Below are 24,472 nucleotides of genomic sequence, written 5' to 3' on the forward strand. Positions count from 1 at the left end.
AAAAAATCAGCGTGATTTCACCGCGTGGCTGAGCCATGCCCTGAACTGTTGTGCTTCTTCTCTCATCAATACCTCAGATGGATAGACCAGATAGTAGGCGATGCCAGTCTTGATGGCGATCTTGAAAGGCATAATCAATTCACGGTTTTTCAATTCATCCTTTACCATGGTTTTTCTTGCAAGTGCAATGCCGTAGCCTTGCTTGGCGGCTTCTATTGCGCCATTTGAATCCGCGAATACCGGCCCCTGATCCCACACCACATCACTTGCGGCCGCCGCCTCCAGCCATAAGCGCCAGTCTTGCTGGTGTTCGTCATGCAACAAGGTATAGGCACTCAATTCACCAGGTGACTTCAATAGCTTTTTGCCTTTCAGCAAACGCGGACTACATACCGGCTGCAAGGGGTCGTCGATCAGCATTTCTGCCTGCAATCCCGGGTAATTACCCGACCCATGCCTGACAGCAAAATCCACATCATCGCGACCAAAGTCCGCCAGCCTGTTAGTAGTGCTTATCCTGATATCAATGGCAGGGTGGCTGGCATGGAACTGCGGTAGTAGTGGCAACAGGAATTGCATGGCAAACCCTGGCGTGCAACTGACCGTAATCTTCGGTGGTGTGCGTTGCTCTTGCAGGCGCCTGGTCGCTTCTTCCAATTGTCTGAATGCGGTGCGTATGCCCATGAAATAACGCTCACCCTCTACTGTCAGGGCGATGCCACGCTGGTCTTTCTTGAACAAAGCCATCTGCAGTATATCTGTCAGCTTGCTCAGTTGCTGACTGATAGCTGCCGGGGTCACATTCAATTCTGCCGCAGCATGTTTGACACTCAGATGGCGGCTGACACTTTCAAAATATTGCAGAGCTCTTAATGGTGGCAAGCGCTTCATATCGATTTAGATTTTCTAAACTATTGATAGAAATGGTGATTTGTTTTCAATCATATATTGATGATTTAATCTGAAAACCGAAAACTTGGTGGACAGAATAACTTAATTCAATCTTCATCAATAAAACTATTTCCATCAACAAGAATTTCATGATCAGGAGCAGCTTTTGAAAACTACCGACATCATCCGGCTCATCAGCCTTTCGGCTATCTGGGGTGCAAGTTTTTTATTTATGCGCATCATCGTCCCGACTCTAGGTGCAATACCTGCTGCGTTTTTCCGCGTGCTGTTTGCAGCCGCGGGTCTGGCTGTGATTTTGCTCTTCATGCGCATACGCTGGGACTTTAAAAACAAACTGGGCACGGCGATGTTTCTGGGCGTTATCAATTCCGGCATTCCCTTTGTCATGTTCAGTCTGGCGGCAAAACTGCTGCCTGCTGGCTACTCAGCTATCCTGAATGCGACGACACCGCTGATGGGGGTGATTATCGGTGCGCTGTTTTTCTCTGAAAAACCTGGGCTCAACAAAGTACTCGGGGTCTGCACAGGCATAGCCGGTGTCGCCGTATTGACATCTACCGGGCCTCTGCAATTCAACGCAGCATTGCTGGTCGCTGCAGCGGAGTGCATGGTGGCCACCAGTTGCTATGGTCTGGCGAGTTTTTTGACCAGGAAATGGATTACCGCCAAAGGCGGGCTCGATAGCAAGCTTGTCGCTTTTGGCAGCCAGCTCGGCGCTGTTGCCCTGCTGCTGCCATTTTTTTCTTATGGCATGCTGACACAGCCTCCTGCTTCCTGGGGGGATGGCACGCTATGGCTGACACTGGCAGCACTGGGTCTGATATGTACAGCGCTCGCTTACATCCTGTATTTTCGCCTGATTGCTGACATAGGCCCGGTAAAGTCGCTGACGGTGACTTTTTTGATTCCGCCATTTGGTGTCTTGTGGGGCGTATTATTCCTCAAAGAAAGCATCACGCTGGCCCATCTCATGGGCGGTAGCCTGATCGCATTGGCAGTGTGGCTGGTTCTTCGTCCACAAGCAACAGCTACCACCTGAACCTGGAAAACACTTGCTCCTGTATGCCCACCCTGATTAAGTTGTACAATTCATTGCTGTTTTGTCCGACGTTTCAGACTAGCAAGTACAACCCCAAAAGAAACCTTACAGGAGAACACCATGCAGCTTCGCGAAGACTTTAATAGCCTGGTTGGTAGCACTGAAGACAGTACGGCAGTCAACCGCCGCAGTTTCATGCAAACTGCAGTTGGTGTCGGCTTTGCCGCTGCGGTTGCACCAGTATGTGCGCAGACCATGATCAAGACTGACCGTGCCGGTCTGACCGATGGCGTGGCAAAACTGACCGTCGCCGGTGCAGAAGTACCCCTGTATTTTGCCAAGCCTGAGGGCAAGAGCAATTTACCCGTCATACTGGTGATCTCCGAAATTTTTGGCGTGCACGAGCATATTGCCGATGTCGCACGCCGCTTTGCCAAACAGGGTTATCTAGCGCTGGCTCCTGAATTGTTTGTACGCCAGGGCGATGCCAAGAATGCCGCCAGTGTCGCCGAATTGATGAAGGAAATTATTTCCAAGGTGCCGGACGCGCAAGTCATGGGTGATCTGGATGCAGCAGTTGCATGGGCCGCGAATAATGGCGGTGACACCAAGCGCCTGGGTATCACCGGCTTTTGCTGGGGTGGCCGCATTACCTGGATGTATTCTGCCTACAATCCGAGTGTCAAAGCGGGCGTTGCCTGGTATGGCCGTTTGCTGGGCGAATCCACGGCACTGACACCCAAGCACCCTATCGATATCGCCGCCAACCTGAAAACACCTGTGCTGGGCCTGTATGGTGCCAAGGACCAGGGTATCCCTGTGGAATCTGTCTTCAAGATGGAAGTGGAACTCAAAAAAGGCAATAGCAAATCAGAATTCAAGGTCTATGAAAATTCTGGCCATGCCTTTAATGCTGACTACCGCCCCAGCTATAACGAAGCCGATGCCAAGGATGGCTGGGGCCGCGCTCTGGCCTGGTTCAAGGCTAACGGCGTCGTGTAGTCCATCTTTCTTTCTCACCATATTCCAGGGCCACCACCATGCACACTTACGACTATGACTTATTCACGATAGGCGGCGGTTCTGGTGGTGTGCGGGCCAGCCGCTTTGCGGCGCAATATGGTGCCAGGGTTGCCCTGGCCGAGTCTGGCCCGCTGGGCGGCACCTGCGTGAATGCAGGTTGCATCCCTAAAAAACTGATGTCCTATGCGGCGCATTATCATAGCGACTTTGCTGAAGCTGCCGGTTTTGGCTGGAGCCTCGGTGAGCAGCGTTTTGACTGGGCTACCCTGATCGCCAACAAGGACAGGGAAATCGCCAGGCTCAATGGCATTTACAGCCAGATACTGACGAATGCCAATGTGGATGTCATCGCCGGTCATGCGCAGATAGTCGATGCTCACACGGTGGTGGTTAACGGTAAAAGCTATAGTACGCATCATATCCTGATCGCCACTGGTGGCCACCCCATCAAACCAGAATTGCCCGGCAGTGAACTGGGCATTACGTCGGATGAATTCTTTCACCTGCCGGCCCTGCCGCGCCATGCGGTAGTACAAGGCGGTGGATATATTGCGGTAGAGCTGGCCTCCATCCTCAACGGCCTCGGTTGCAAGGTCACGCTGGTGCAACGTGGCACCCAAATTTTGCGTAGCATGGACGCTGACCTTGGCCATTTCCTGATTGCTGAAATGCGCAAGAAAGGTGTGGAGATTGCGCTTGATACCAAAATATTGTCCATCACGGCCCATGGTGACAGCAAGCAAGTGACTCTCAGTGATGGCCGTACCCTGGATAGTGATTGCATCCTGTTTGCTACGGGCCGCAAGCCTAATGTCAGAGGACTGGGGCTGGAGAACGCAGGCGTGATAGTGCGCGAGAATGGTGCCATCAGCGTGGATGAGCATTTCGCCACCAATGTCTCGCATATCTATGCCATCGGCGATGTCATCGACCGAGTGGCGCTGACCCCGGTAGCACTGGCAGAAGGCATGGTCGTTGCAGCCAACCTGTTCCAGCATGGCCGCAAGCTGATGTCCTATGAAAATATTCCCACGGCCGTATTCAGCCACCCGAATGTCGCCACCCTGGGCCTGACAGAAGCCAAAGCACGTGAAAAACATGCCCATGTCAGAATCTTCAAAAGCGAATTCAAGGCACTCAAGCACACTTTGTCGGGTTCCAGCGAACGCTGCCTCATGAAAATGATCGTCGATGCCGATACCGACCGTGTACTAGGCATGCACATGGTAGGGCCGGACGCAGGGGAGATCATCCAGGGTTTTGCCGTCGCCATGCAATGTGGTGTGACCAAGGCACAGGTCGATGCGACCATAGGCGTACATCCCACGATAGCCGAAGAATTTGTGACGATGCGGACGGCGGTGGTGTAGTTTGATGTGACTGCCTGTTTAAAGAAATATGGTTGAAATTATTTCAGCTAGCGTGCGATAACAGAGCATAGTCGCACGCAAATTAATCATCAAGAACCATCTTCGTTTGCGCGACAAGGAGGGGCCGTGTGATCCACTCTTATCCCAATTCCAGTTTTTTTCGATCCAGATGAAGCTGTTTCAGCCTGCCTTATAGACCAAATATCTTTCGATCACACTGCAGTCTATCTTCCTCTTTTTCTAATTTTTCACAGTTGCGCATACGTGGTTTTAATTCTGTCAGTTCGGTATATTTTTGATTGCTCTCTATCGCCGCGCATTTCCTTAAGTTGTACACATAAATATAGGTAGTGTCGACATCAGGATTTTCAAAAACCTCGTTAATTATTGCTGGCATTACCCGCAAAGTAAGCTGGTCATTTTGCAATCCAGTTTTGACGAGGGCGCTGACACTTTCTTTTGACATTCCCTTGTCTCTGGCAACGGCAACATTGGATGCGGATTGTCCGACATTTTCACACAGAGGCACACGCACCAACGGGTTCCATGCGGACCGTGGGTTTCTTTCGAGGTAGTTGGCAATATAGCGCGTATCTGCATTTTGGCCTTTGTAATGCGAACAGGCATCAACAATTGCAGCTTGAGCCGCGCCACGCTGGATGGTCTGATCTGCATAAATAAGCTCATAGATTTTGCCAACGACAGCGATGTATTCAGACAGCAAATTTGCCGGAATTTTAAGATGACGATTCATTGACGCTTTGACCATGTTGAATGCAACCTCCTTCGGCATTGCAGAATCACGTCCGTCTACTGCGAAATCTGCATACATATCCAGGTTAGAACAAACCGTCAGAGTTTCTTGGTTGACAGGATTCTGGCTGCTTTGGTCTGCTGCCTTCACGGCAAATGGAAGCACCATGTTCAGGATGAAAAAGAGGGAAAATATTTTATTTTTCATTTTCTTGAATACCAGGTTTAGAAATAGTCAGGCTAATTAACACCACTCAGCAGATCCCGGCGACAAAGCGACACATGAATGACAGCCAGGTAGAGTGCGTTTCAACGCACCGGCTGTGATGGCCATGATGATAGATCGAGAGCAGAGGCAATGTAAAATCGGTGCGTTAAAACGCACTCTACAGACTCCTTGTTTGTCGCATTGATAGTGTTCACAGCATTCCTCATTTGTTCAATCAAGGTACCCCAACGTAGATGCCAATGGATCTATTTTTTCCCATTGCTCTTGCCTGGTGATTGCTTTCGCCCGCAACATCAGGGCATCAGCTTCAGTAATCTGTCCTTTGCGCCGGCTCAGCTCAGCCAGTCTGGTCAGCACCAGCGGCAACTTCTTGCCAGACTTTTTTTCCGGCACCAATAAAGATGCACGCAATAATGGTTCAGCCTCAGTGTCACGCCGCAGCTTCAGGTAAATCGCTGCCTGATCATCCAGCAAGGCGGTTGGCTCACCGTGGGTAGCCCAATATCCTCCTGCTACGGGATCCTTGGGCATTTGCGAAATGGTCTGTGTGCGCCTCTCTTCCATGGTTTGCAGCAGTGCCAGGGCTTTCTCGTGCTTCCCTTCCCGCACGAAGTGGGCGGCAATACGGCGCCCTGACTCATAGGGATTGACTGGTTCCAAACCGATGGGATTAGCTTCCCAGGGGGCTCGCCCGGAAAAATTGAGTTTCTTGAGCAATTGCTCTAACAAGACCTCGGCTTCGCTAGCACGCTGTAAGCCTATCAGCGCGGCACAGCGCATCAACACAAGCTCGTCAGGTTCTCCATCAGGTTCGCCCAGTTTTTCCCAGATGGAGGAATACTGGTCCAGATAGCCCAATGCCTCTGTATATCCACGCGTGCTCAAAGCAAGATTCGCTAAATTGATGTTGATCATGATGCCAACAATGCTGGCACTCATATCGGCATCTCTTCCTGTAAATTTTCTTTTTTTGCTTAAATCCAGTGCAAGTCGGTTAATTTCTTTTGCATCGGAAAAATCTCTCGCCCAATACGCCAGTTTTGCCATCATGATATAAGATAATAACTGATCACCAAATTCACGCTCGTTCTGAGGCGGTTTTGCTTTTTCCAGATAATCAGCGAGGCGCTTCCAGCATTTGGATACAGGTACTGGTTCACAAACTGGTGAATCATCGAATTGTGTTTTCTGATTATTCTTTGTATTGTCTGCTGCCTGAGCCTGACTAGAGATGCCAAAGGCCAGTAAAACTATCAGCGAATATAAAGTCCGTTTTTTCATTTGTCTGTGGCTCAGTTGCAGGTGATGAAAGGGCAAAATTACTTCGCCAGCATTGTAGCAAAAATACAATGTCCATTATCACGGCACAAAAGCATTTCACGAGTACACATGCAGCCATTGCCGAAGAATTCATGAGAATGCGCATGGCGCGTACATCACTACAAATGAAGACGGCATTTGCAGAAAACCCCGCAATATGCTTTAATTTGCAACCTGGTTGCAAATTCCCGAGGCTTAAAATTCACTCCACGCTGTTATCCATCCTGTTTGCTACCACGATTGCTGGTGTCTTAAGCATCACTGCGGCTGCCATTTTTTCGTTTTCTCTGCTCTCCAAAGTCGTAGAGCGCATGGTCAGCCTGTCGGTGGGCATCATGTTGTCGACTTCTTTGCTGCATGCCCTGCCTGAGGCTTTTGAGTCTGGGGCGGACACACGTACGCTGTTTGCTTGTTTGCTGGGCGGCTTGCTGGCTTTCTTCTTGCTGGAAAAATTCGCCATCCTGCGCCATTCACATCATCATGAGGGTGACGGTCATCACCATGAGCATGGCCATGATGCGCATGAGGCTGGCAAGGCTGGCTGGATGATACTGGTGGGTGATGGCCTGCATAATTTCACTGATGGTATTCTGATCGCTGCTGCTTTTCTGGCCAACCCAAAACTTGGCCTGGTGACCGGCCTGGCGATTATCGCGCATGAAATCCCGCAAGAGATAGGTGATTTTATCGTTTTGCTGAACGCTGGCTTCAGCCGCATGCGTGCATATATGTATAACCTGATCTGCAGCATGATGGGTGTGGTTGGCGGCGTACTTGGCTATTACACGCTGGAAAGCGCGAGCGGCATGATCCCGTATGTGCTGGTGTTTGCGTCTTCCGGCTTTATCTATATTGCTGTCAGTGATCTGATGCCGCAGATGCAGAGGCGGGCGACGATTAAAGAAACGATACCGCAGATTATCCTGATATCACTGGGGGTGGTGTTGGTGTTGTTTGTGACTAGTCACAGGTAGTCATTGAATTTTGCGCGTCTCGTAGGTTGGTTCGGGCCTCGCTAGGCTACGCCTCATCAGCCCAACATTGGGCCTCCATCAACGTATACGTCATTTAAACGCCGAGTGTTGGGCTGGTGAAGCGTAGCCCAACCTACGCATATCATCGGCTCAAACTCTACTCAACGCTCCACTGGCCTGGACGCATCCGCACACCATTCACTCCATGACCCCGGATACAGGGCTGCACCATGCAGGCCAGCGACTTCCAGTGCCAGCAGGTTGTGGCAGGCGGTAACACCAGAGCCGCATTGCATGATGGCCCTGCTGGCATCGCCAACAATAGGGCCCCATTCCTGCTGTAACTGCTCTGCCGGTTTGAAGCGGCCATCAGCTTGCAGATTGTCTTTAAAGAAGCGGTTTTTGGCACCGGGAATGTGGCCACCTACCGGGTCTATGGTTTCATTCTCGCCACGGAAGCGGTCAGCAGCGCGGGCATCGACCAGGGTTCTGGCAGCGCTGCTGATATTGCCCAATACGTCAATGACACCAACGGTCAGCGCCAGTGCATGCTTGTCTGTGATACTACCGCTGCGTGCAGGTGGCACTTCTGTCGTGACTGGCTGGCCTGCTGCAGTCCAGGCTGGCAAGCCACCATCCAGCACTGCAGCCGCCCTGTGCCCTACCCAGCGCAACATCCACCACAGGCGCGCTGCAAACATGCCACCATGCGCGTCATAGACGATGACCTGACTGTCATCATTGATGCCCATCGCCTGCAAAGTAGCGATGAAATCCGCTTTCTCAGGCAGGGGATGGCGGCCACGGAAAACACCATCAGCATCGACCTTGGCAGCCGACAGGCGCTGATCCAGATGCACGAACTGCGCGCCAGGGATGTGGCCCTGGTCATAGGCGGCCTGGCCGGCATTGGTATCCATCAAATCATGACGGCAATCAAGTACGACCCAGTTGCTATCTGTGAGATGAGAAGCCAGCTCTGTTGCATTGATCAATGTGGTGTACATCATGTCTCCTTAAAAATAAGAGGGCGATTATTCCGAACTGATGGCATCGCCAGGTATGGGCTTACGGTTGGTTTTGGCATTATAGAATGTCGCCAGCAGGCCGCTGCATAAAATCACTGCAATCCCGAGCCAGCTCAACCAGGCCAGGCTTTCTTTCCAGATCAGCACATCCCATACGCTGGAAAAGACGATGCCCACATATTGCAGGTTGGCTGTGACCAGGGTATTACCAAGTCTATAGGCGCGTGTCATGGCCATTTGTGCACTCGCTGCCGTCACACCTATCGCGAGCAGGAGCATGATGCCCTTGCTGTCAAGGTGGTGCCAGGTGACATCGCCCACTGTGGCGTGGAAGGACTTGCCTATCAACGTGCCCAGCAGACCAGCCACGGCACAGGTCATGGAAAAATAAAATACCACGCGGTATTCTGGCTCGCCCAGCAAGCCCATCTGTCTCACCTGCATATACGCCCAGGCTGCCAGCATGCCGGATAGCAGGGCGATCATGCCACCAATGACCTGGTCAGCATGTATGCTGGGTCGCAATAACAAAACCACGCCGATAAAGCCCATGAGGATGGCGGCTACCGGTTGCCAGGTCAGGCCACGCTGCTTGCCCCACCAGGCGCTGACGAGCAGGATGGCGGCAATCCAGATCGGCGACATGTAATTCAGTGTCACGGCCATTGCCAGCGGCAACTTGCCCAATGCATAGAACCATAACCATAGCGAGACCACCCCCACGCCACCACGCACCAGGTGGTGATAGGGCATACGGGTTTTTAAAGTGCCACCTTTGAACCTGATCAATGCGGCGATCATCAGCATGCCTATCGCACCACGGTAGGCGACGATTTCTGAAGTTGAATAATCGGCTGATGCCAGCTTGACGCAAACACCCATGATGGAAAACAGAAAGCTGGCAACCAGCATCCATAAAGACTGCATAAAAACACGACTCCAAAAGATAAGGGAGGCCCACGCCTCCCTTATTTACATTGCTTGCACTATACCGCGATTTTTCTTCGGTACCATTCATGGAAATGCTGCATGCCATCTTCCATGGGCGATTGATAGGGGCCGACCTCATTGACGCCACGGTCAAACAAAATCTTGCGCCCGGCATCCATGCGCTGGCCTATCTCATCATCCTCGACGCAGGTTTCCATATAGGCTGCACGTTCCGCTGCGATGAAATCACGTTCAAACAGCACGATCTCTTCAGGATAATAAAACTCAACCACATTACGAGTCTTGCCAGTCGCCGTAGGCCACAGGGTCGAGACCACTAGCACATGCGGATACCATTCAACCATGATGTTCGGGTACAGGGTCAGCCAGATCGCGCCGTACTTGGGTGTTTCACCATTACGGAACTTCAGCACCTGTTCTTGCCAGCGCTGGTAAGTCGGCGAGCCAGACTTTTGCAAGCCCTTGTGCACGCCTACGGTTTGCACGCTGTAGTCTTCGCCGAATTCCCATTTGAGGTCATCGCAAGAGACAAAACTGCCAAGGCCAGGATGGAAAGGCTCAACGTGATAATCTTCCAGATAGACTTCAATAAAAGTCTTCCAGTTGTAATCACATTCATGCACTTCGACATGGTCCAGCATATAGTCAGTGAAATCCAGGTCCTGGGTGACGCTGAGCTTGGACATGCGTTCCATGACGTTGTAGCCGTTTTGCTCGAACAGCAGGCCATTCCAGTTTTGCAGCGGCGTGCGCTGCAAATTCAGACAGGGTGTATCGGCAAAATGCGGCGCACCGATGAGCTCACCCTTGAGGTCATACGTCCAGCGATGCAGCGGGCAGACAATATTATTGGTATTGCCGCGCCCATTGAACATCAATGCCTGGCGGTGACGGCAGACATTCGACATCAGTTCTATGCCCTGTGCACTGCGCACCAGCATGCGGCCTTCGTTTTCGGCAGCAAGCGTGGCAAAGTCGCCGACATTGGGCACCATGAGTTCATGGCCGACATAACGCGGACCAGAATGGAATAAATCTTTGATTTCGCGCTGTAACAGCGTTTCATCAAAATACACGTAAACCGGAAGTTGCGCGTCAGAACGCGCGAGTGTAGACAAAGAAGCCAGATCGGACATCCCCACCCCCCAAATTAATTTGCACCAACCTAAGAGAGAAAGAATCCACAAAAACCTGTTCCGTAAGGATGTTCAATCCCGACGAAAATTCAAACGATCAAACGACTTGAAGAGGAAATTTTGGACAGAACCGGGGATTATACCCGAACTTGAAAAAAATGGTCTGAAATGATAATCAAATGATATAAAAAGTTCAGCCTGCCTCTAAAACTGTCTGCAGTTGCCGCAATGACAAAGCTGATTCTTCGGCGATGCGGCGGCGCAAAATCAGGAAGTTGAGAATGTTCAGCAAGGTGTTCGGCAAATCGTAATGCAGATGCCTTTCAAACAAGGTTCCTGCTGGTGTCGCTGAAAATTGATAACTGACTGTCAGGCTGGCGCCATTATCAACTGTTGCCTGCCCGGTCCAGCGGTACTGTTCCAGATATTCAATTACTGTCCAGACCAGATGCCCGGTGCGGCCACCGGCACGTACATCTTCTTCAAAGCGGGTGCCGCTGGTAGCGATGCCGGCATGATCCATATACAGCTTCAGGGATGAGGGATGCCAGTCCGGCCAGTGCGTGGGGGTGCAGGCGTAGTCAAACACTTGCCGGATCGGGCGCTGTATTTCTATGGCATTGTAGATATGTGTAGTCATGGCATGCTTTCAGCTGCGGTCCAGCGCAGCGCGGGTATAGGCTTCGACATGGTCGAGCAGCTTTTCTGTTGCGGCGACAGCGGCATTTGCATCGCCACTGGCGATGGCATCGGCCAAATCAGCATGGGTCATGGCGGTGACATGCAGGATGTTTTCAAACTGTGCCTGTATCTTCCAGAAACGGCGTGTCAGGGCATGCATGCGTTGCAAGGCCGAGACCAGAAATTCGTTGCCTGCCACGGCGAACACAAGCTGGTTAAAAGCCGCATCAGTTTCGCCAAGCAACAATTCATCTGCCTTGCTGGCTGCCTGGCGAAAGCCTTCTGACAGACTACGGAACTGCGCGCGCTCACCCTTGCTCGCCTTGCGGGTAGTAATGCGTATCAGACTGCTCTCCATCGCACGGCGCGCTTCTATCAAACGCATCTGGCATTGCAGATCGACTTCACTGACTATCATGCCGCGTCTGGGCAAGACCTTGACCAGCCATTCCTGCGCCAGTCTTTGCAAGGCTTCACGCACGGGTGTACGGCCAAGATCAAGATATTCACAGAGTTCACTTTCAGTAATTGCCTGGCCGGGTTTGAGGTCCAGTGAAACGATGCGCAATTCCAGCAGGCGATAAGCACGCGCGGCTTGCGACTCGTTTTTAATGACAGGGAAAAGCTTGCTGAATTCTGATTTATCCATGGTCTGTTGATGAGGTAAATAGCCGTTGTTTCATAAGTTTTTATTTAGCATCAGGGGACAGCACCACCACGCTCACTGGCTGCAGCGGCGCTTGCAAATGTGGCACCGGGGGCTGCATGCCCAGCTCCTGATAACGTCTGGCTACTTCCGGCTTCAGGTGTTGAGAGGCATAGCCATTGAAGATGGTGCCCAGCAGACTGCGCTGCAAATCGGAGGTGCCCAGCAGCCAGTCGGCAAACGGAAATGTCAGGTTCATATTGTAGTCGGTCATCAGTGCCTGGGTGTGGTGCACCATGTGATTCCTGCGCATGGTATTCACCAGTGGCAGATGCCTGACCACGCTGTTTTCATCGACATGACAAAGGAAATGCATGGCTTCATACAAAAGATAAAAAGCGATTGCAGTGGCAAATACGATGTAGCCAAGATTAGGTCCCGCGACCAGCGCACAGACCAGGCCCAGCAAAATGCTTTGGATAGCAATCAGCACAAAAGCATAGGCCGGGAAAAATACGATGCGGTATTCACGCGTGCTGGCTACCCGCATCTCTTCGTGGGTGAAGTAATGATGATGCTCTTTGGTGTGGCGATGCCAGATCAATTGTGACAAGCGGTTCTTGCCACGTTTGTGCAAGCGGTTCTTGTGCACATACCACTCGTTCAGATTGGCAAACAGCAAGGTCGCGGGCACGCCCAGCCAGGCCCAACTGGCTGCCTGCACCTGATTGAACGCTGCCACGATGAGGGCAATACCCAGGCCAAATACAAACAGGCCGTGCAGGACGCCATTGTAATAAGGGCTGGTCGCAGCCTGATACTGACTGCGGAACAGACGCTGCTTTTCATCCATGTTGTTATCTCCGGATAGTTTTATTTATTTTGAAGTCCAACTGATATATCACATGTTCATCATATACCAGTTTTAAAAAATTAAAAGCATCCGTGTATGAATTTTTGTTCAGGCTGGTTTAACGCACACGGTAGTCACAACTGGCGCCCAAGACTGCGCGCCCGGATAAGGACTACCTTCATTTGACTACAAGCGGAAGCAGATGACTCAGACAAGATTGATGACTGGCTGCTCAATACAGACATGGGATGAAGACGCGGGAAACTCCGCCAGAGAGAAGTGGCAGCAGAGAAGTAGCAGCAGAGCGCCTGTTGTGGTGAACCGACAAACTTGCCTACCAAAAACGCAAGACTGCATTTTAGTGAATTTCATCTAAAACCCCGCAACTACCTGCCTTGCTCAGGTAACTACAGAGTGCATATAAATGATTTAACTATTTATATGGCCGCTTGTGCCGTCACAAATTCCCAACACTCTTCATTTTCCTGGCTGTTTTATGTTGCATAGCAACTTGCTAATCAAGCCTGACAAACCTAGCCTGAGCTTGCCATATCAAGACCTGCTCACAGAAGCGGGCACATAGGCACCGCTGCGTTTCATTTCAACGATAACAATGAAAGAGACAAAATGAAAAAACAAATGGTAAAAAGTGTAGTGATGTTCGTCATGGCCATGATGGTGTTACCAGCACCGTCGTGGGCAGCAGGTTATACGGAGACAAAATATCCCATCGTGCTGGTGCACGGCCTGTTCGGTTTCGATAACATCGGCCCGGTAGATTACTGGTACGGAATCCCCTCGGCGTTGCGCAGCGATGGTGCCAAGGTCTATGTCACCCAGGTTGCGGCTGCCAACAGCACCGAAGTCCGGGGCGAACAATTGCTGACCCAGGTCAAACAAATCCTGGCAGTCACAGGCGCAAGCAAAGTCAACCTGATAGGACATAGCCACGGTGGCCCCACCATACGCTATGTGGCTTCCGTCAGGCCTGACCTGGTGGCATCAGCTACTTCGGTAGGCGGTGTGAACCGCGGCTCCAAGGTGGCAGACGTCTTGCTTGGTGTCGCACCGGCAGGTTCCTTGTCGAACACCGTACTGGTGTCGATCACGAACGGTCTGGCACAAGTCATCAGCTTCCTGTCAGGCAAACCCACCATGACGCAAGACTCTCTGGCCGCAGCCAATTCGCTGAGCACGGCTGGTTCACTGAAGTTCAACGCCAAATACCCTGAAGGCGTACCAACGACAGCTTGCGGTGAAGGTGCCTACACGGCACGCGGTGTTGCGTATTTTTCCTGGAGTGGTGCCAAGCCCTATACCAATGTGCTCGACATCATAGACCCAGCCCTGGCCCTGACTTCACTGGCTTTCTCAGGTGAAAAAAATGATGGCCTGGTCGCCAGTTGCTCCACCCATCTGGGCAAGGTAATACGTGATGACTATGCAATGAACCACCTGGACGAAGTGAATCAGACCATAGGCCTGATCAATATCTTTGAAACCAATCCGGTTACCCTGTATCGTCAACATGCGAACCGCCTGAAAAACCAGGGCCTGTAAATTTGTAATACAGCCTCTGAATGTAGTCCCCGCAACAAGATGCAAATTTGAACAAGGAGCGGTAGTCTATGAGAACAGCCAATCTGGCATTTGCTGGCGCGACGGCCCTGGTCGTCGCGGTTTTTTTCGTTTTTACTTCCCTCAAGTCAGAGAGCAATAACGAGCCTATCAAACAACGCAAGAGCGATCAAAGCTTTGACTTTGTACGCTCATTTGAAGGCACTACCCGCGATGGCAATATCAGCCAGAGTGACATGAGCCAATTACAGGTCAGCGCAGAATTGCGATTGCTGTTTGATTACTACCTGGCAGCGACAGGTGAAAAAAAACTGCCCGAGATACGCACCGAAATTGAAAAAGTACTGGATCAAAAACTCAGTGGCAATGCCGCCCTGCAAGCCAAGAACCTGCTGGCCCGCTACATCCAGTATAAAGAAGCCCTGGTCAGCGTAGAGGCCAATGCACAAAACATCAGCGCGGGTAAAACCGGCATGGCCTCAGCAGCCCGCCAGCGCTGGTCTGCCATGCAGCAAACCCGTCAGCGCTTTTTCAGCGAAAAAGAAAACCAGGCCATGTTTGGCTTTGACGACGCCTATGATATCGATGCCCTGAACCGCCTTGATGTCGCTGAAAACGCCAGCCTCACCGCTGAGCAAAAGCAGGCACAACTAAAGGCCCTTGACGACGCCCTGCCCGCTGCCTTGCGCGAAGAAAAAAATGCCCCCTACCAGGTCATACGCCTTGAAGAACAAGCCGCCAATCTGCGCGCGACCGGTGCCAGTGAGGATGACATCTATAAAATGCGCGCCGCCGCCACTTCACCAGAAGCCGCCAGCAGACTCGCCGAAGTCGATAGAGAAGAAAGCATCTGGAAAGCCCGCATACAACAATACCTGGAGCAAAAGAATAAACTGAATACCGAAATGGCCTTCCACAGCGCAACCGAAAAACAGACAGCACTTGATCAGGTACGCAAGCAGTATTTCAATGCGGATGAACAGCGCAGGTTGCCTGCGTATGAGTGACGCTGAATCAGAGAGAAACAAGCATCTCCCTCAAGCATTGAGCGAGATGCTCATTACGTGACGATAGGTAAATATATGACGGCAAAGCCCCCTATGGACCCATTCCAATTTTGTATGTCGGTTTTTTCTCATTGGTCACATAAACCGTGACGTCAGAATCAACTGCCTTAAGACTCCCAGCCGGAGCAAAAGACACGCTTCATTCGCCATTGAAATTCTTTTCTGCATCCATTCAGAATAATAAATAAATGAAAGATGGGTGAGTACAAATTTTTTCATATCCAGCCGTCTCTCTTTCGCCAGAAAACTCTTTGCAGATTCAATGACTGCACTCGCTTGCAGAAGTGGAACTCTATTATTCAGAGCCTACTCACTGACAGGCGGTGCCGCCGTCGCACCATTCAGATGGAACAACTGCACCAACACTATTGCAGACAAAAAAATTTCACCGACCAGCCTTTCAAAAAAATAAACAAAATATCTTTTCATGTCAGACGCTATCAGTCCAACAGCAAGCTCGAGCAACTACACATGCTGATCAACCAGCAAAGGATTCCCATCAGAATCTATCACCATGAAAAAGGCAGGCCCGATCGTTGATTCATCGGCTTCTCTCAGCAATTTCACACCTTGCTTTTCAACTTGCGCTGCAATTCACGCACATCAGTAAAACCGCCCAGCTTGTTCGCATTGCTGTCCTGGCCGCGATTAAAGGTCAGCTTATTCTTTTCAAACACGCCCTGAAACAAGCCTATGACATGCTCGCCATTCTTGAGTATCAACCAGTTTCACGCGCCATCATCAGCACTACCGAATCTATCACGCATCGGCATACGCTCTCAATATTGCATCATCATTTCTGCACGCAGAAATATGCAGCAGTACTGTATGCCTGAGCTCTACTGTAGGATGTGCTACATGGACTTTAGCAAACTCAAAGACTTCTTCTAGTGTGTAATCTTCGAACCAGCAGGTAGGTAAAAAACTATCCTCGGGATAATCTCCGAAATCATATTTCTCCAGTTGACACCAATCCACGACATCATCCCACAGTGCGCATTCCTTCCCCCAGGCAATCATATACAGACATCCCGTATCCACCAGCCAGCGGCTGATCGTCGCACGCCATTCAGGGGTAACATCGTCCTCTATCATGACGATTGCGACATAAGGGGAACATGCTGAAATGTCTGATGGGTCAGCACCTGGCTTGAGATGCAGATAAATGGGCTCATTTGTCATGGCAGAACTTGCAAGAATAGAGTCTTAACAGGCCGAAGGCAAAAACCAGCCTGGAGAGGCTTTCCCTACGTGCAAGCTCAACTTCCCTTTGACAGTATCTGCACAACTCAAATCCGCTTCGAGTACATCCTCATCACGCCAGGAAGGATTAACAAATTGAGCAATCACTGTTACGTATTCATTCTTCTTAGGCGTGCTCAGGATACCAGCGTATCCTTGCCACAATTTTTTTCCGTACAGTTTGTAGACTGCCCAGTCTTCACCATCTAGGCCATTTTGCTGTTCGATAGCGAGAAATTTCTTCCCGGCTGGTGACATCAATATCGTATGGCCGGCCTTGAAAGTCTTGCCGTCACTATGGCGCAAGATGTCGCCACTAAACAATGAATCTACCTTGTGACCTATCAGATGCAGATTTTGCGCTGCATTGTAGCCACAGTAAAACCAGTGTGTACCGCCAATATCCACATGCGGTGGTTTATCGATAAAACGTTTTGTGCCATTTGCATACTTCACTTCCAGCAAATGTTCACTGGGTCTCCGTGCTTGTGCTGAACGCTGCTGGATCAGCTTGCTTTCTGCATCACGGGTAAGAAATGCGTCCATGCAGCTCAGTTGCTGATCTGCCGCGTGGGCGTTTGTCGCCCAAACTGTGGCGATTAAGAAGCAGAATAATCTCATTGCGTGAAAATAAAGAAGGTGCCGGCATTTAAGTATCGCCATACATGCAAGAGGCAAGAAAATGCCAGGCCAGTGTTCTTTAAGAGAAGTAGTGATGGGACAGTGAGTGTGCCATTTTAATCAAACTTTGACACGACTTGCAGGGGCTTTATTTCAGATGCTTTCGCTTGGACGCTTAGTACTATTTACCACATATTACTATTTTCCAGCGAAAATCAAACCAGACTCATCTCTTCTTCAGCCTCTTGCTCATCTGGCGTATTTTCCAGAGCTTCAGTCAGGGCGCGATCGACGACGCGGTCGAGTTCGAGTATCTTCGCGCGTTTTTCGCGGAAGGTTTGTTCGAGTTCTTCGGCAGAAACCTGGAAGGTTTTTTCCTTGTCACCGGTAGTGAAGATGTACAGGCTGCGCATGGGGCTGACCCAGGCGAGTTTGACCTTGGTGGAGCCACCGGTTTTCTTGGTGAACTCCAGCCAGACACCGCGTTCGAGTTCGGTGACGGTATCAACATGCTCATCTGGCGGTGGTGCAGGTTCGGCTTCGGCCTTGCTTTCTGCCTCTGCGCGTTTTGCCAGGCGGCGTTCGGCAGCTTGCTGTGCCACTTCGACAGCGATTTCTATCTGGCGCTCTGGTGACAGGTCCAGTGGTGCACGGACGATGGACGCATGGCATTCTGCCAGGTCAGCAAAGAATTGCACGCGATCGGCATCTTCCCACTTGATCAGGCTCAGCCATTTGTTCAGGCGGGCCAGGATAGCAGGCAGACGGTTCAGTAATTCCTGACGTTGTTGCAGGGTGATCTTGGGCTTGACGCTCCAGATCAGGTCATCCATGGTCTTGATGGCGTCTTCAACAGCATAGGGCTTTTCTTCCTTGACGCTATAGGCCAGGGTCAGCACCTTGGTCCAGCGGTCTTCAAGGAAAGTTTCAACAAAGGCGACCACTTCACCAGTTCCGACGCGCAAGGACACTTCATGGGTGGCGGCGATACCAGCCTGTTTGACTTTTTCTTTTTTAAGCGCTGTCTTGATCGGCAGTTGCAATGCCTCAGCCGCTTCTTTCTCTTCTTTCTGGATGAAAGATTCGAGATCGTTGACGACTTCATCAAACAGGGCGACTTCCTGGTCAAACTCTTGCTGCACACGATGAACGTTGCGCTGCATGGTCTGGAACAGGGGATCTTGCTGACCTTTTTTCTGGTCCCAGGCCAGGCTGTAACGCGACAGCAAATCAACCAGGCGACGTGCCGGGTGATTTTCCTGGAAGAAGAATTCCTTATCCATCAAGGCGGCCTTGAGGACAGGTATCTGCAGGACTGAGATCAATTCCTTGATCTGGGTAGGGATTGCCTGATTGCGGAACACGCTGTCAAATACTTGTGACAGCAAGTCCAGGGTATTTTTTTCTATGCCGGTGTTGGCGATGTTGGCAATTTCCGGCATTTGCTCGCGCATTTGCGAGAGGCGCAATACGTCTTGCGCACCAGCCATCATCTGTTGCAGCTTGACGCTCTTTTGCAGCTCAGCGAGTTTCTGGAACAGCTCGGCACGCGCCACTGTCTGCGCCTCGCCTGACTGGGCAAAACCGGAATAAGGGGCAGAGCCGCCAGCGCCCTCTGATGCGCCGCCCATGTGACCAGCACCACCTGGGTGACCGCCGAAATTACCTGAGCTGCCTGAACCACTCGATCCACCTGAGCCACCACCAGCAAAACCACCTGCTGATCCGCCACCTGCCCCCATACCACCAGCACCGCCATGTCCGCCGCCAGCATGACCACCTGCTTCATTCGCGGCACCAGCCTGGGCATTGCCAGACAAGAGGTTCCTGAGTTTTTGCGAGATATCGCCAGGGGCTGCTTCTTTGCGCTTTTCTGAATTACGGCTACGGCGTATGCGGAAGGACTCGTGCAAGTCGGGCAAAATGCCTTTGGCAATCAGTGCTTCATTGAGCGCATTTAAAATTGGTTCCAGATCGAACAGTATGTCGGCTCGCAACAGTGGCAACACCAGCTCATGGGTGTTTACCTCTGGATCAAATTCACACCAGGCAGAATAAATCGTGTGCAGGAAGATCTCTGGGCGGAAAGGATTTTGCGCAATACTCAGCGCATCATGTTCCATCAAGTGGGCAAAACGCATGTTCAGTGCGGCATATTGCTCGGCACTATCGAGTTCCAGTGTACGGCCAGCCCTGCTCAGGGCCAGTTTTTTGTCCATCTCTTCGTAAGTGACCAGAGTCAGGGCAACGTCGGCATTGCTGGCGACGATTTTGACACCTTGCAGGAGAGCTTCAATTTCCTTGCGGAAAGCAGCTTCAAATCCTGCTGAGGTCAGGTAGAAAAAGGCATATCCATTTTTTTTGAGCAATTGCCCGGCGTTAAAGCTCAGGTTTGCTTCACGCGCATCCATGCTTTGCTCAGACAAAGCGAGGAAGGCATTTGCCAGGCGGGCAGAGAATGCATCTATCTGGGATGCCACCAAATGATTCGCCAGCGGAATCAGACCGCGCAAGACGGCATCACGGGACTGTAGAACAGTACCGGTAGGCTTGGGCAGGTTGGCTGGCGTGGACATGGTGACAAGAGAATCAGGTTATTTTGTTCAAACTGAAATTAGAACAATAAAAGTAAGAAAATTTATCCAAGTAATACTATAGTGCAAATCGCACATTACAATTGCAAAGAATTAAGACAAAGTCATGACACAATTACAGTTTCTTTTGCGATGCATGTTCTTTGTTTTAAGATAGTTGGAAAACAGCTAATCTGCACAAGAATTAATCAAACCGGATGAACGAACTATATACCGTTAATTTCCACATGGAAATGTTTGAAACGCAATTTCTGCAAAATTTAAGTATAGCTTGGGAACAAATTTCAAAACAGCAACAGCTTCGAGCACATCCCCTAAAATTGATTGCCATCATTGCAATAAACAGTAAATTTCTCGGGATTGCTCTAAAATAGCAGGTTGAACTCTGTTTACCTTGTTTTTCACGCCGATTTTTACGTTTGGTTTCACTTTTTTTTGTTAACGGCGCGAAACAAACATTTCTTTATGACAAAAAAACAATCAACTGCAAATCTAGCTGTTCCCGCCCATCTGGAGGGTCTGTCCTTTGAAGATGCCATGGCTGAGCTCAACAAGCTCGTCAACAGCATGGAAGCAGGCGAGTTGCCACTCGAGGCCTCTGTAAGTGCTTACCAACGTGGCTCTGAACTGGTGAAATATTGTGCAGCCCAGCTAGAAAAAGTAGAGCAACAAGTCAAGGTATTGGAAGCTGGCATGCTCAAGCCTTTTGCCGATTCTGGCAATCAGCCCGCCAATCAAGGCGATGAGGAATGAGCATGAATGAACAATTTGGTAACTGGATGCGACAAACACAGGCAGAGTGCGAAAGCAGCCTGAAACAGTTTTTGCCGGACGAAAATACCGTCCCACAACAATTGCATGCCGCCATGCGTTATGCGACCCTGGACGGCGGCAAACGGGTACGTCCGCTATTAGTATATGCAGCAGGCCAGTTGTTTGATGCGCCTGCCGCCTTGCTAAGCCGGGCTGCGGCAGCGGTGGAAATGATCCATGCGTATTCGCTGGTACACGACGACATGCCTTGCATGGACGACGATGCCCTGCGCCGTGGCAAACCTACGGTGCACGTCAAATATGATGAGGCAACCGCGCTGCTGGTCGGCGATGCCTTGCAGGCGCAAGCGTTTTTGGTCTTGTCTGAAGGTGAAGGTGATGCTGGCGCCAAACTGGCCATGCTGCAATTGTTGGCCCGCGCTGCCGGGTCTGTTGGCATGTGTGGTGGCCAGGCGATTGATCTGGCCAGCGTCGGTGTCGCCCTGAACCGCGAACAACTGGAGCAGATGCACAGGCTGAAAACCGGTGCACTGCTACGTGCTTCTGTATTATTAGGAGCCATGTGCGGCAAGACCCTGACAGCAGATGAGACCGCAGCGCTGGATGCCTATGCTGCCGCGATAGGCCTGGCTTTCCAGGTGGTAGATGATGTGCTCGATGCAACGGCAGATTCTGCCACTCTGGGCAAGACAGCGGGCAAGGATGCAGCAGACAACAAGCCTACCTTTGTCAGCCTCATGGGTCTGGAAGCTTCACGCGCATTAGCCACGCAACTATGCCATGATGCGCATGCAGCACTGAGCAATTTTGGAGACAAGGCCAGTTTATTGCACGACTTGGCAGATTTGATTGTGCAGCGCCAGGCTTGATTGTTGATTATGTAGGCTGCGTCTCGACGCACCATTAAGTGCATGTGTATTGAAATTTTGGGTCGAAAAGCGGTGCGTCAAGACGCACCCTACGAAAACGGCAGTAGCTTCAAGCTCATCCCGGCGCAAGCTGGAATCCATCTGCGCAAGACCCATTCACGCAGATGAACCGTGTGAAAAGCAGATTAAGCAGGTGCGCCATGCGCACCACAGCAGTACAAATAGTAAAGCGAACGATACATTTGGCGGAGAGTTCTGCCAAAGAATAGTAGTCAGACAGAAATAAGCACGAAAAGTAATGCAGTGCAGGTATGCGATAGCAGCTCTGGCAGTCGGCCAGGTATGTAATAGCCGATCATCAGAGGCGTTTAGCCAAGTAATGAAAAAGAACAATGACGACTTTATTAAACACAATTAATTCCCCCGCTGACCTGCGCAGCATGACGCGCAGCCAACTCAAGCCGCTGGCAGATGAATTGCGTCAGTACGTGCTTGACTCCGTTTCCAAGACGGGCGGCCATTTGTCGTCAAACCTGGGCACGGTAGAATTAACCATCGCCCTGCATTACGTCTTTAACACGCCAGAAGACAGGCTGGTCTGGGATGTCGGCCATCAGACCTATCCACACAAGATTCTGACAGGCCGCCGTGACCAGATGCACAGCCTGCGTCAGTTGAATGGCATCTCCGGTTTCCCGCGTCGTACTGAAAGTGAATACGATACCTTTGGCACCGCGCACTCATCGACCTCGATTTCTGCCGCGCTGGGCATGGCACTGGCGGCCCGCACCAAGGGTGAAGACCGCCACGCAGTTGCCATCATAGGCGATGGCTCGATGACTGCAGGCATGGCATTCGAAGCCATGAACAATGCTGGCGTACATGATGATATCAATCTGCTCGTCGTGCTGAATGACAATGATATGTCGATCTCACCGCCTGTGGGTGCGCTGAACCGCTACCTGGCGCGCCTGATGTCCGGCAAGTTTTATGCAGCCGCGCGCAATGTCGGCAAATCGGTCTTGCCTTCGCCAGTGCTGGAGCTGGCCAGGCGTTTTGAAGAACATGCGAAAGGCATGATAGTACCAGCCACCATGTTTGAAGAATTCGGCTTCAATTACATAGGCCCTATCGACGGTCATGATCTTGATTCGCTAATACCGACGCTGCAAAACATCCGCAACCTCAAAGGCCCGCAATTTTTGCATGTGGTTACAAAAAAAGGCCAGGGTTATAAACTGGCAGAAGCTGATCCAGTCTTGTACCATGGCCCCGGCAAATTCAATCCGGCTGAGGGCATCAAGCCTGCAACAGCACCGGCCAAGCAAAGCTATACCCAGGTATTTGGCAACTGGTTGTGCGACATGGCGGCGGCGGATCAAAAACTCGTCGGCATTACCCCTGCCATGCGCGAAGGTTCAGGCATGGTGGAATTTGAAAAACAATTCCCCAAGCGTTATTACGATGTCGGCATTGCTGAACAGCATTCCGTCACCTTTGCCGCTGGCCTGGCTTGTGAAGGCTTGAAGCCTGTCGTCGCCATCTACTCCACCTTTTTGCAGCGTGCGTATGACCAGTTAATCCACGACGTCGCCCTGCAAAACCTGGACGTGACTTTTGCCCTCGACCGCGCTGGCCTGGTCGGTGCCGATGGCGCAACCCATGCCGGTAATTATGATCTGGCCTATCTGCGCTGCATCCCTAACATGGTGGTCATGGCAGCCTCAGATGAAAACGAATGCCGCCAGATGCTCAGCACAGCCTATCACTACCCCGGCCCTGCTGCGGTGCGTTACCCGCGCGGTGCTGGCATAGGTGTGCCAACAGGCAAAGACCTCGAAACCATCCCCTGGGCAAAGGCGAAATCAAACGCCAGGGCAAACGCATCGCGATACTGGCATTTGGCTCACTTGTGCACCCCGCCCTGCAAGCGGCAGAACAACTAGATGCGACACTCGCAAATATGCGCTCCGTCAAACCGCTGGATGTGGAATTGCTCAAATCCCTGGCCGCCAGCCATGATGAACTGGTGACCGTGGAAGAAGGCTGCACCATGGGTGGCGCCGGCTCAGCAGTGGCTGAAGCCATGGCCGAAGCAGGTATCAACAAACCCCTGCTGATACTGGGCCTGCCAGACCGCTTTGTCGATCACGGCGACCCTGGCTTGCTGCTGGCACAATGCGGGCTGGATGCTGCGGGCATAGAGAAATCAATCCGTGCAAGGTTCGATTGAAAAAAGCCCGCAACGCTGATGCTCAATAACAAAAAGACTGCTGGCAAGCAGTCTTTTTCGCTAATGCTGGCATGACACTCACATTCACTACGCCCTGAAGAGCGAAGTAAATCAGGGTGCAGATATTATAGATAGAGCATCCTCAACACTGTAAGGAAATCCATTGAGACTATTGACTGACAAGGCAGGTTTTACTGCCACGCTTGAGTCCATTCATGGCCTAGATTCATTTTCCGGGCTACTGGAAGCAACACCTTTTCTGCTCAGAAAACTGCGACAAGCGCAAATGCGCCGTACTACCGAGCAGCCTGGCCATCACTTCCCTGGCATGGATGACCTGACACAAGAGTTGCGGGATATGCCATCCGATTATCAGGTCTGGCCCGACAAGGAATATTGGTATGCAAAATTAGTCCGGTCGCCGGAATGGTCAGCAAATCGCAGGCTGTTTGTAGTTTTATACTGGTATCAGGAAGGCGACGATCCGCTAAAAAGGCTGGAAGAAATTGTCTCGACAATCAACTTGGAACAATGCATGGCATATGAAGAATACTCTTACGATTAAATGCCCATAGTGTC

General features: G+C 51.2%; 23 protein-coding genes and 1 pseudogene. 10 read left to right on the forward strand and 14 right to left on the reverse strand.

Features of this window, described 5'->3' with window-relative positions; genetic code table 11:
* Positions 1–6: 6 nt before the first annotated feature.
* Complete coding sequence (gcvA, locus tag UNDYM_RS23545) at positions 7–891, reverse strand: transcriptional regulator GcvA (RefSeq protein WP_162043290.1); 885 nt, start codon at positions 889–891, stop codon at positions 7–9.
* Positions 892–1,057: 166 nt separating this feature from the next.
* Between gcvA and UNDYM_RS23550 the strand changes: the two genes are divergently transcribed.
* The 3 genes from UNDYM_RS23550 to gorA all read left to right on the forward strand — a co-directional run bounded on the left by UNDYM_RS23550 (position 1,058) and on the right by gorA (position 4,344).
* The gene (locus UNDYM_RS23550) at positions 1,058–1,951 is read left to right on the forward strand and encodes a DMT family transporter (protein WP_162043291.1); all 894 of its coding nucleotides are present in this window, start codon (positions 1,058–1,060) and stop codon (positions 1,949–1,951) included.
* Between the two features lie 120 nt (positions 1,952–2,071).
* Positions 2,072–2,953, forward strand: a complete 882-nt coding sequence (locus tag UNDYM_RS23555) for a dienelactone hydrolase family protein (RefSeq protein ID WP_162043292.1) — start codon at positions 2,072–2,074, stop codon at positions 2,951–2,953.
* A gap of 38 nt (positions 2,954–2,991) precedes the next feature.
* Positions 2,992–4,344, forward strand: a complete 1,353-nt coding sequence (gorA, locus tag UNDYM_RS23560) for a glutathione-disulfide reductase (RefSeq protein WP_162043293.1) — start codon at positions 2,992–2,994, stop codon at positions 4,342–4,344.
* Between the two features lie 190 nt (positions 4,345–4,534).
* Here the strand turns inward: gorA and UNDYM_RS23565 are convergent, their stop codons facing one another.
* Positions 4,535–5,305 carry a hypothetical protein gene (locus tag UNDYM_RS23565; RefSeq protein ID WP_162043294.1) on the reverse strand — a complete coding sequence of 257 codons (771 nt, stop codon included), beginning with the start codon at positions 5,303–5,305 and terminating at the stop codon, positions 4,535–4,537.
* 231 nt (positions 5,306–5,536) lie between these two features.
* Entirely contained in the window at positions 5,537–6,607 is a 1,071-nt protein-coding gene (locus UNDYM_RS23570) for a hypothetical protein (RefSeq protein ID WP_162043295.1), read from the reverse strand.
* Positions 6,608–6,870: 263 nt separating this feature from the next.
* On the opposite strand from UNDYM_RS23570, the gene UNDYM_RS23575 reads away from it, so the two are divergent.
* Complete coding sequence (locus UNDYM_RS23575) at positions 6,871–7,620, forward strand: ZIP family metal transporter (protein ID WP_232064246.1); 750 nt, start codon at positions 6,871–6,873, stop codon at positions 7,618–7,620.
* A gap of 161 nt (positions 7,621–7,781) precedes the next feature.
* Here UNDYM_RS23575 and UNDYM_RS23580 read toward each other — a convergent pair whose 3' ends face one another.
* The 6 genes from UNDYM_RS23580 to UNDYM_RS23605 all read right to left on the reverse strand — a co-directional run bounded on the left by UNDYM_RS23580 (position 7,782) and on the right by UNDYM_RS23605 (position 12,915).
* Positions 7,782–8,627 (reverse strand): sulfurtransferase, encoded by an 846-nt coding sequence (locus tag UNDYM_RS23580; RefSeq protein ID WP_162043296.1) that lies wholly within the window; start codon positions 8,625–8,627, stop codon positions 7,782–7,784.
* A gap of 27 nt (positions 8,628–8,654) precedes the next feature.
* Positions 8,655–9,575 carry a DMT family transporter gene (locus tag UNDYM_RS23585; RefSeq protein ID WP_162043297.1) on the reverse strand — a complete coding sequence of 307 codons (921 nt, stop codon included), beginning with the start codon at positions 9,573–9,575 and terminating at the stop codon, positions 8,655–8,657.
* 59 nt (positions 9,576–9,634) lie between these two features.
* Positions 9,635–10,735 (reverse strand): aromatic ring-hydroxylating dioxygenase subunit alpha, encoded by a 1,101-nt coding sequence (locus UNDYM_RS23590; protein ID WP_162043298.1) that lies wholly within the window; start codon positions 10,733–10,735, stop codon positions 9,635–9,637.
* Positions 10,736–10,928: 193 nt separating this feature from the next.
* Positions 10,929–11,375, reverse strand: a complete 447-nt coding sequence (locus UNDYM_RS23595) for an SRPBCC family protein (protein ID WP_162043299.1) — start codon at positions 11,373–11,375, stop codon at positions 10,929–10,931.
* A 9-nt stretch (positions 11,376–11,384) separates the two neighbouring features.
* Positions 11,385–12,065: a GntR family transcriptional regulator gene (locus tag UNDYM_RS23600; RefSeq protein ID WP_162043300.1), complete on the reverse strand. Its 681-nt coding sequence runs from the start codon at positions 12,063–12,065 to the stop codon at positions 11,385–11,387.
* 40 nt (positions 12,066–12,105) lie between these two features.
* On the reverse strand, positions 12,106–12,915 hold the full coding sequence (locus UNDYM_RS23605) for a fatty acid hydroxylase family protein (protein ID WP_162043301.1): 810 nt from the start codon (positions 12,913–12,915) through the stop codon (positions 12,106–12,108).
* A 627-nt stretch (positions 12,916–13,542) separates the two neighbouring features.
* Here UNDYM_RS23605 and UNDYM_RS23610 point away from each other — a divergent pair.
* Together UNDYM_RS23610 and UNDYM_RS23615 are read left to right on the forward strand one after the other, a co-directional pair.
* Positions 13,543–14,475: a triacylglycerol lipase gene (locus UNDYM_RS23610; RefSeq protein ID WP_162043302.1), complete on the forward strand. Its 933-nt coding sequence runs from the start codon at positions 13,543–13,545 to the stop codon at positions 14,473–14,475.
* 68 nt (positions 14,476–14,543) lie between these two features.
* On the forward strand, positions 14,544–15,500 hold the full coding sequence (locus tag UNDYM_RS23615) for a lipase secretion chaperone (protein WP_162043303.1): 957 nt from the start codon (positions 14,544–14,546) through the stop codon (positions 15,498–15,500).
* 366 nt (positions 15,501–15,866) lie between these two features.
* Here the strand turns inward: UNDYM_RS23615 and UNDYM_RS31170 are convergent, their stop codons facing one another.
* From UNDYM_RS31170 to UNDYM_RS23635, 5 genes are all read right to left on the reverse strand, one after another.
* On the reverse strand, positions 15,867–15,989 hold the full coding sequence (locus UNDYM_RS31170) for a hypothetical protein (RefSeq protein WP_255456499.1): 123 nt from the start codon (positions 15,987–15,989) through the stop codon (positions 15,867–15,869).
* Between the two features lie 134 nt (positions 15,990–16,123).
* On the reverse strand, positions 16,124–16,282 hold the full coding sequence (locus UNDYM_RS30865; RefSeq protein ID WP_232063578.1) for a hypothetical protein: 159 nt from the start codon (positions 16,280–16,282) through the stop codon (positions 16,124–16,126).
* A gap of 37 nt (positions 16,283–16,319) precedes the next feature.
* Complete coding sequence (locus UNDYM_RS23625; RefSeq protein WP_162039169.1) at positions 16,320–16,742, reverse strand: hypothetical protein; 423 nt, start codon at positions 16,740–16,742, stop codon at positions 16,320–16,322.
* A 24-nt stretch (positions 16,743–16,766) separates the two neighbouring features.
* A complete protein-coding gene (locus UNDYM_RS23630) occupies positions 16,767–17,348 on the reverse strand; it encodes a hypothetical protein (protein WP_162043304.1) in 582 nt (193 codons plus the stop codon).
* 290 nt (positions 17,349–17,638) lie between these two features.
* Positions 17,639–19,999 carry a DUF1631 family protein gene (locus tag UNDYM_RS23635; protein ID WP_162043305.1) on the reverse strand — a complete coding sequence of 787 codons (2,361 nt, stop codon included), beginning with the start codon at positions 19,997–19,999 and terminating at the stop codon, positions 17,639–17,641.
* A gap of 483 nt (positions 20,000–20,482) precedes the next feature.
* Between UNDYM_RS23635 and UNDYM_RS23640 the strand changes: the two genes are divergently transcribed.
* The 4 genes and pseudogenes from UNDYM_RS23640 to UNDYM_RS23655 all read left to right on the forward strand — a co-directional run bounded on the left by UNDYM_RS23640 (position 20,483) and on the right by UNDYM_RS23655 (position 24,458).
* Positions 20,483–20,770: an exodeoxyribonuclease VII small subunit gene (locus tag UNDYM_RS23640; protein WP_162043306.1), complete on the forward strand. Its 288-nt coding sequence runs from the start codon at positions 20,483–20,485 to the stop codon at positions 20,768–20,770.
* A 2-nt stretch (positions 20,771–20,772) separates the two neighbouring features.
* Complete coding sequence (locus tag UNDYM_RS23645) at positions 20,773–21,660, forward strand: polyprenyl synthetase family protein (protein WP_370529373.1); 888 nt, start codon at positions 20,773–20,775, stop codon at positions 21,658–21,660.
* Positions 21,661–22,052: 392 nt separating this feature from the next.
* Positions 22,053–23,893, forward strand: a pseudogene (dxs, locus tag UNDYM_RS23650) (1-deoxy-D-xylulose-5-phosphate synthase).
* A gap of 163 nt (positions 23,894–24,056) precedes the next feature.
* Entirely contained in the window at positions 24,057–24,458 is a 402-nt protein-coding gene (locus tag UNDYM_RS23655; protein WP_162043308.1) for a hypothetical protein, read from the forward strand.
* Positions 24,459–24,472: the final 14 nt, after the last annotated feature.

Source organism: Undibacterium sp. YM2 (assembly GCF_009937975.1).
In the GTDB taxonomy this organism is placed as follows: Bacteria; Pseudomonadota; Gammaproteobacteria; order Burkholderiales; family Burkholderiaceae_D; genus Undibacterium.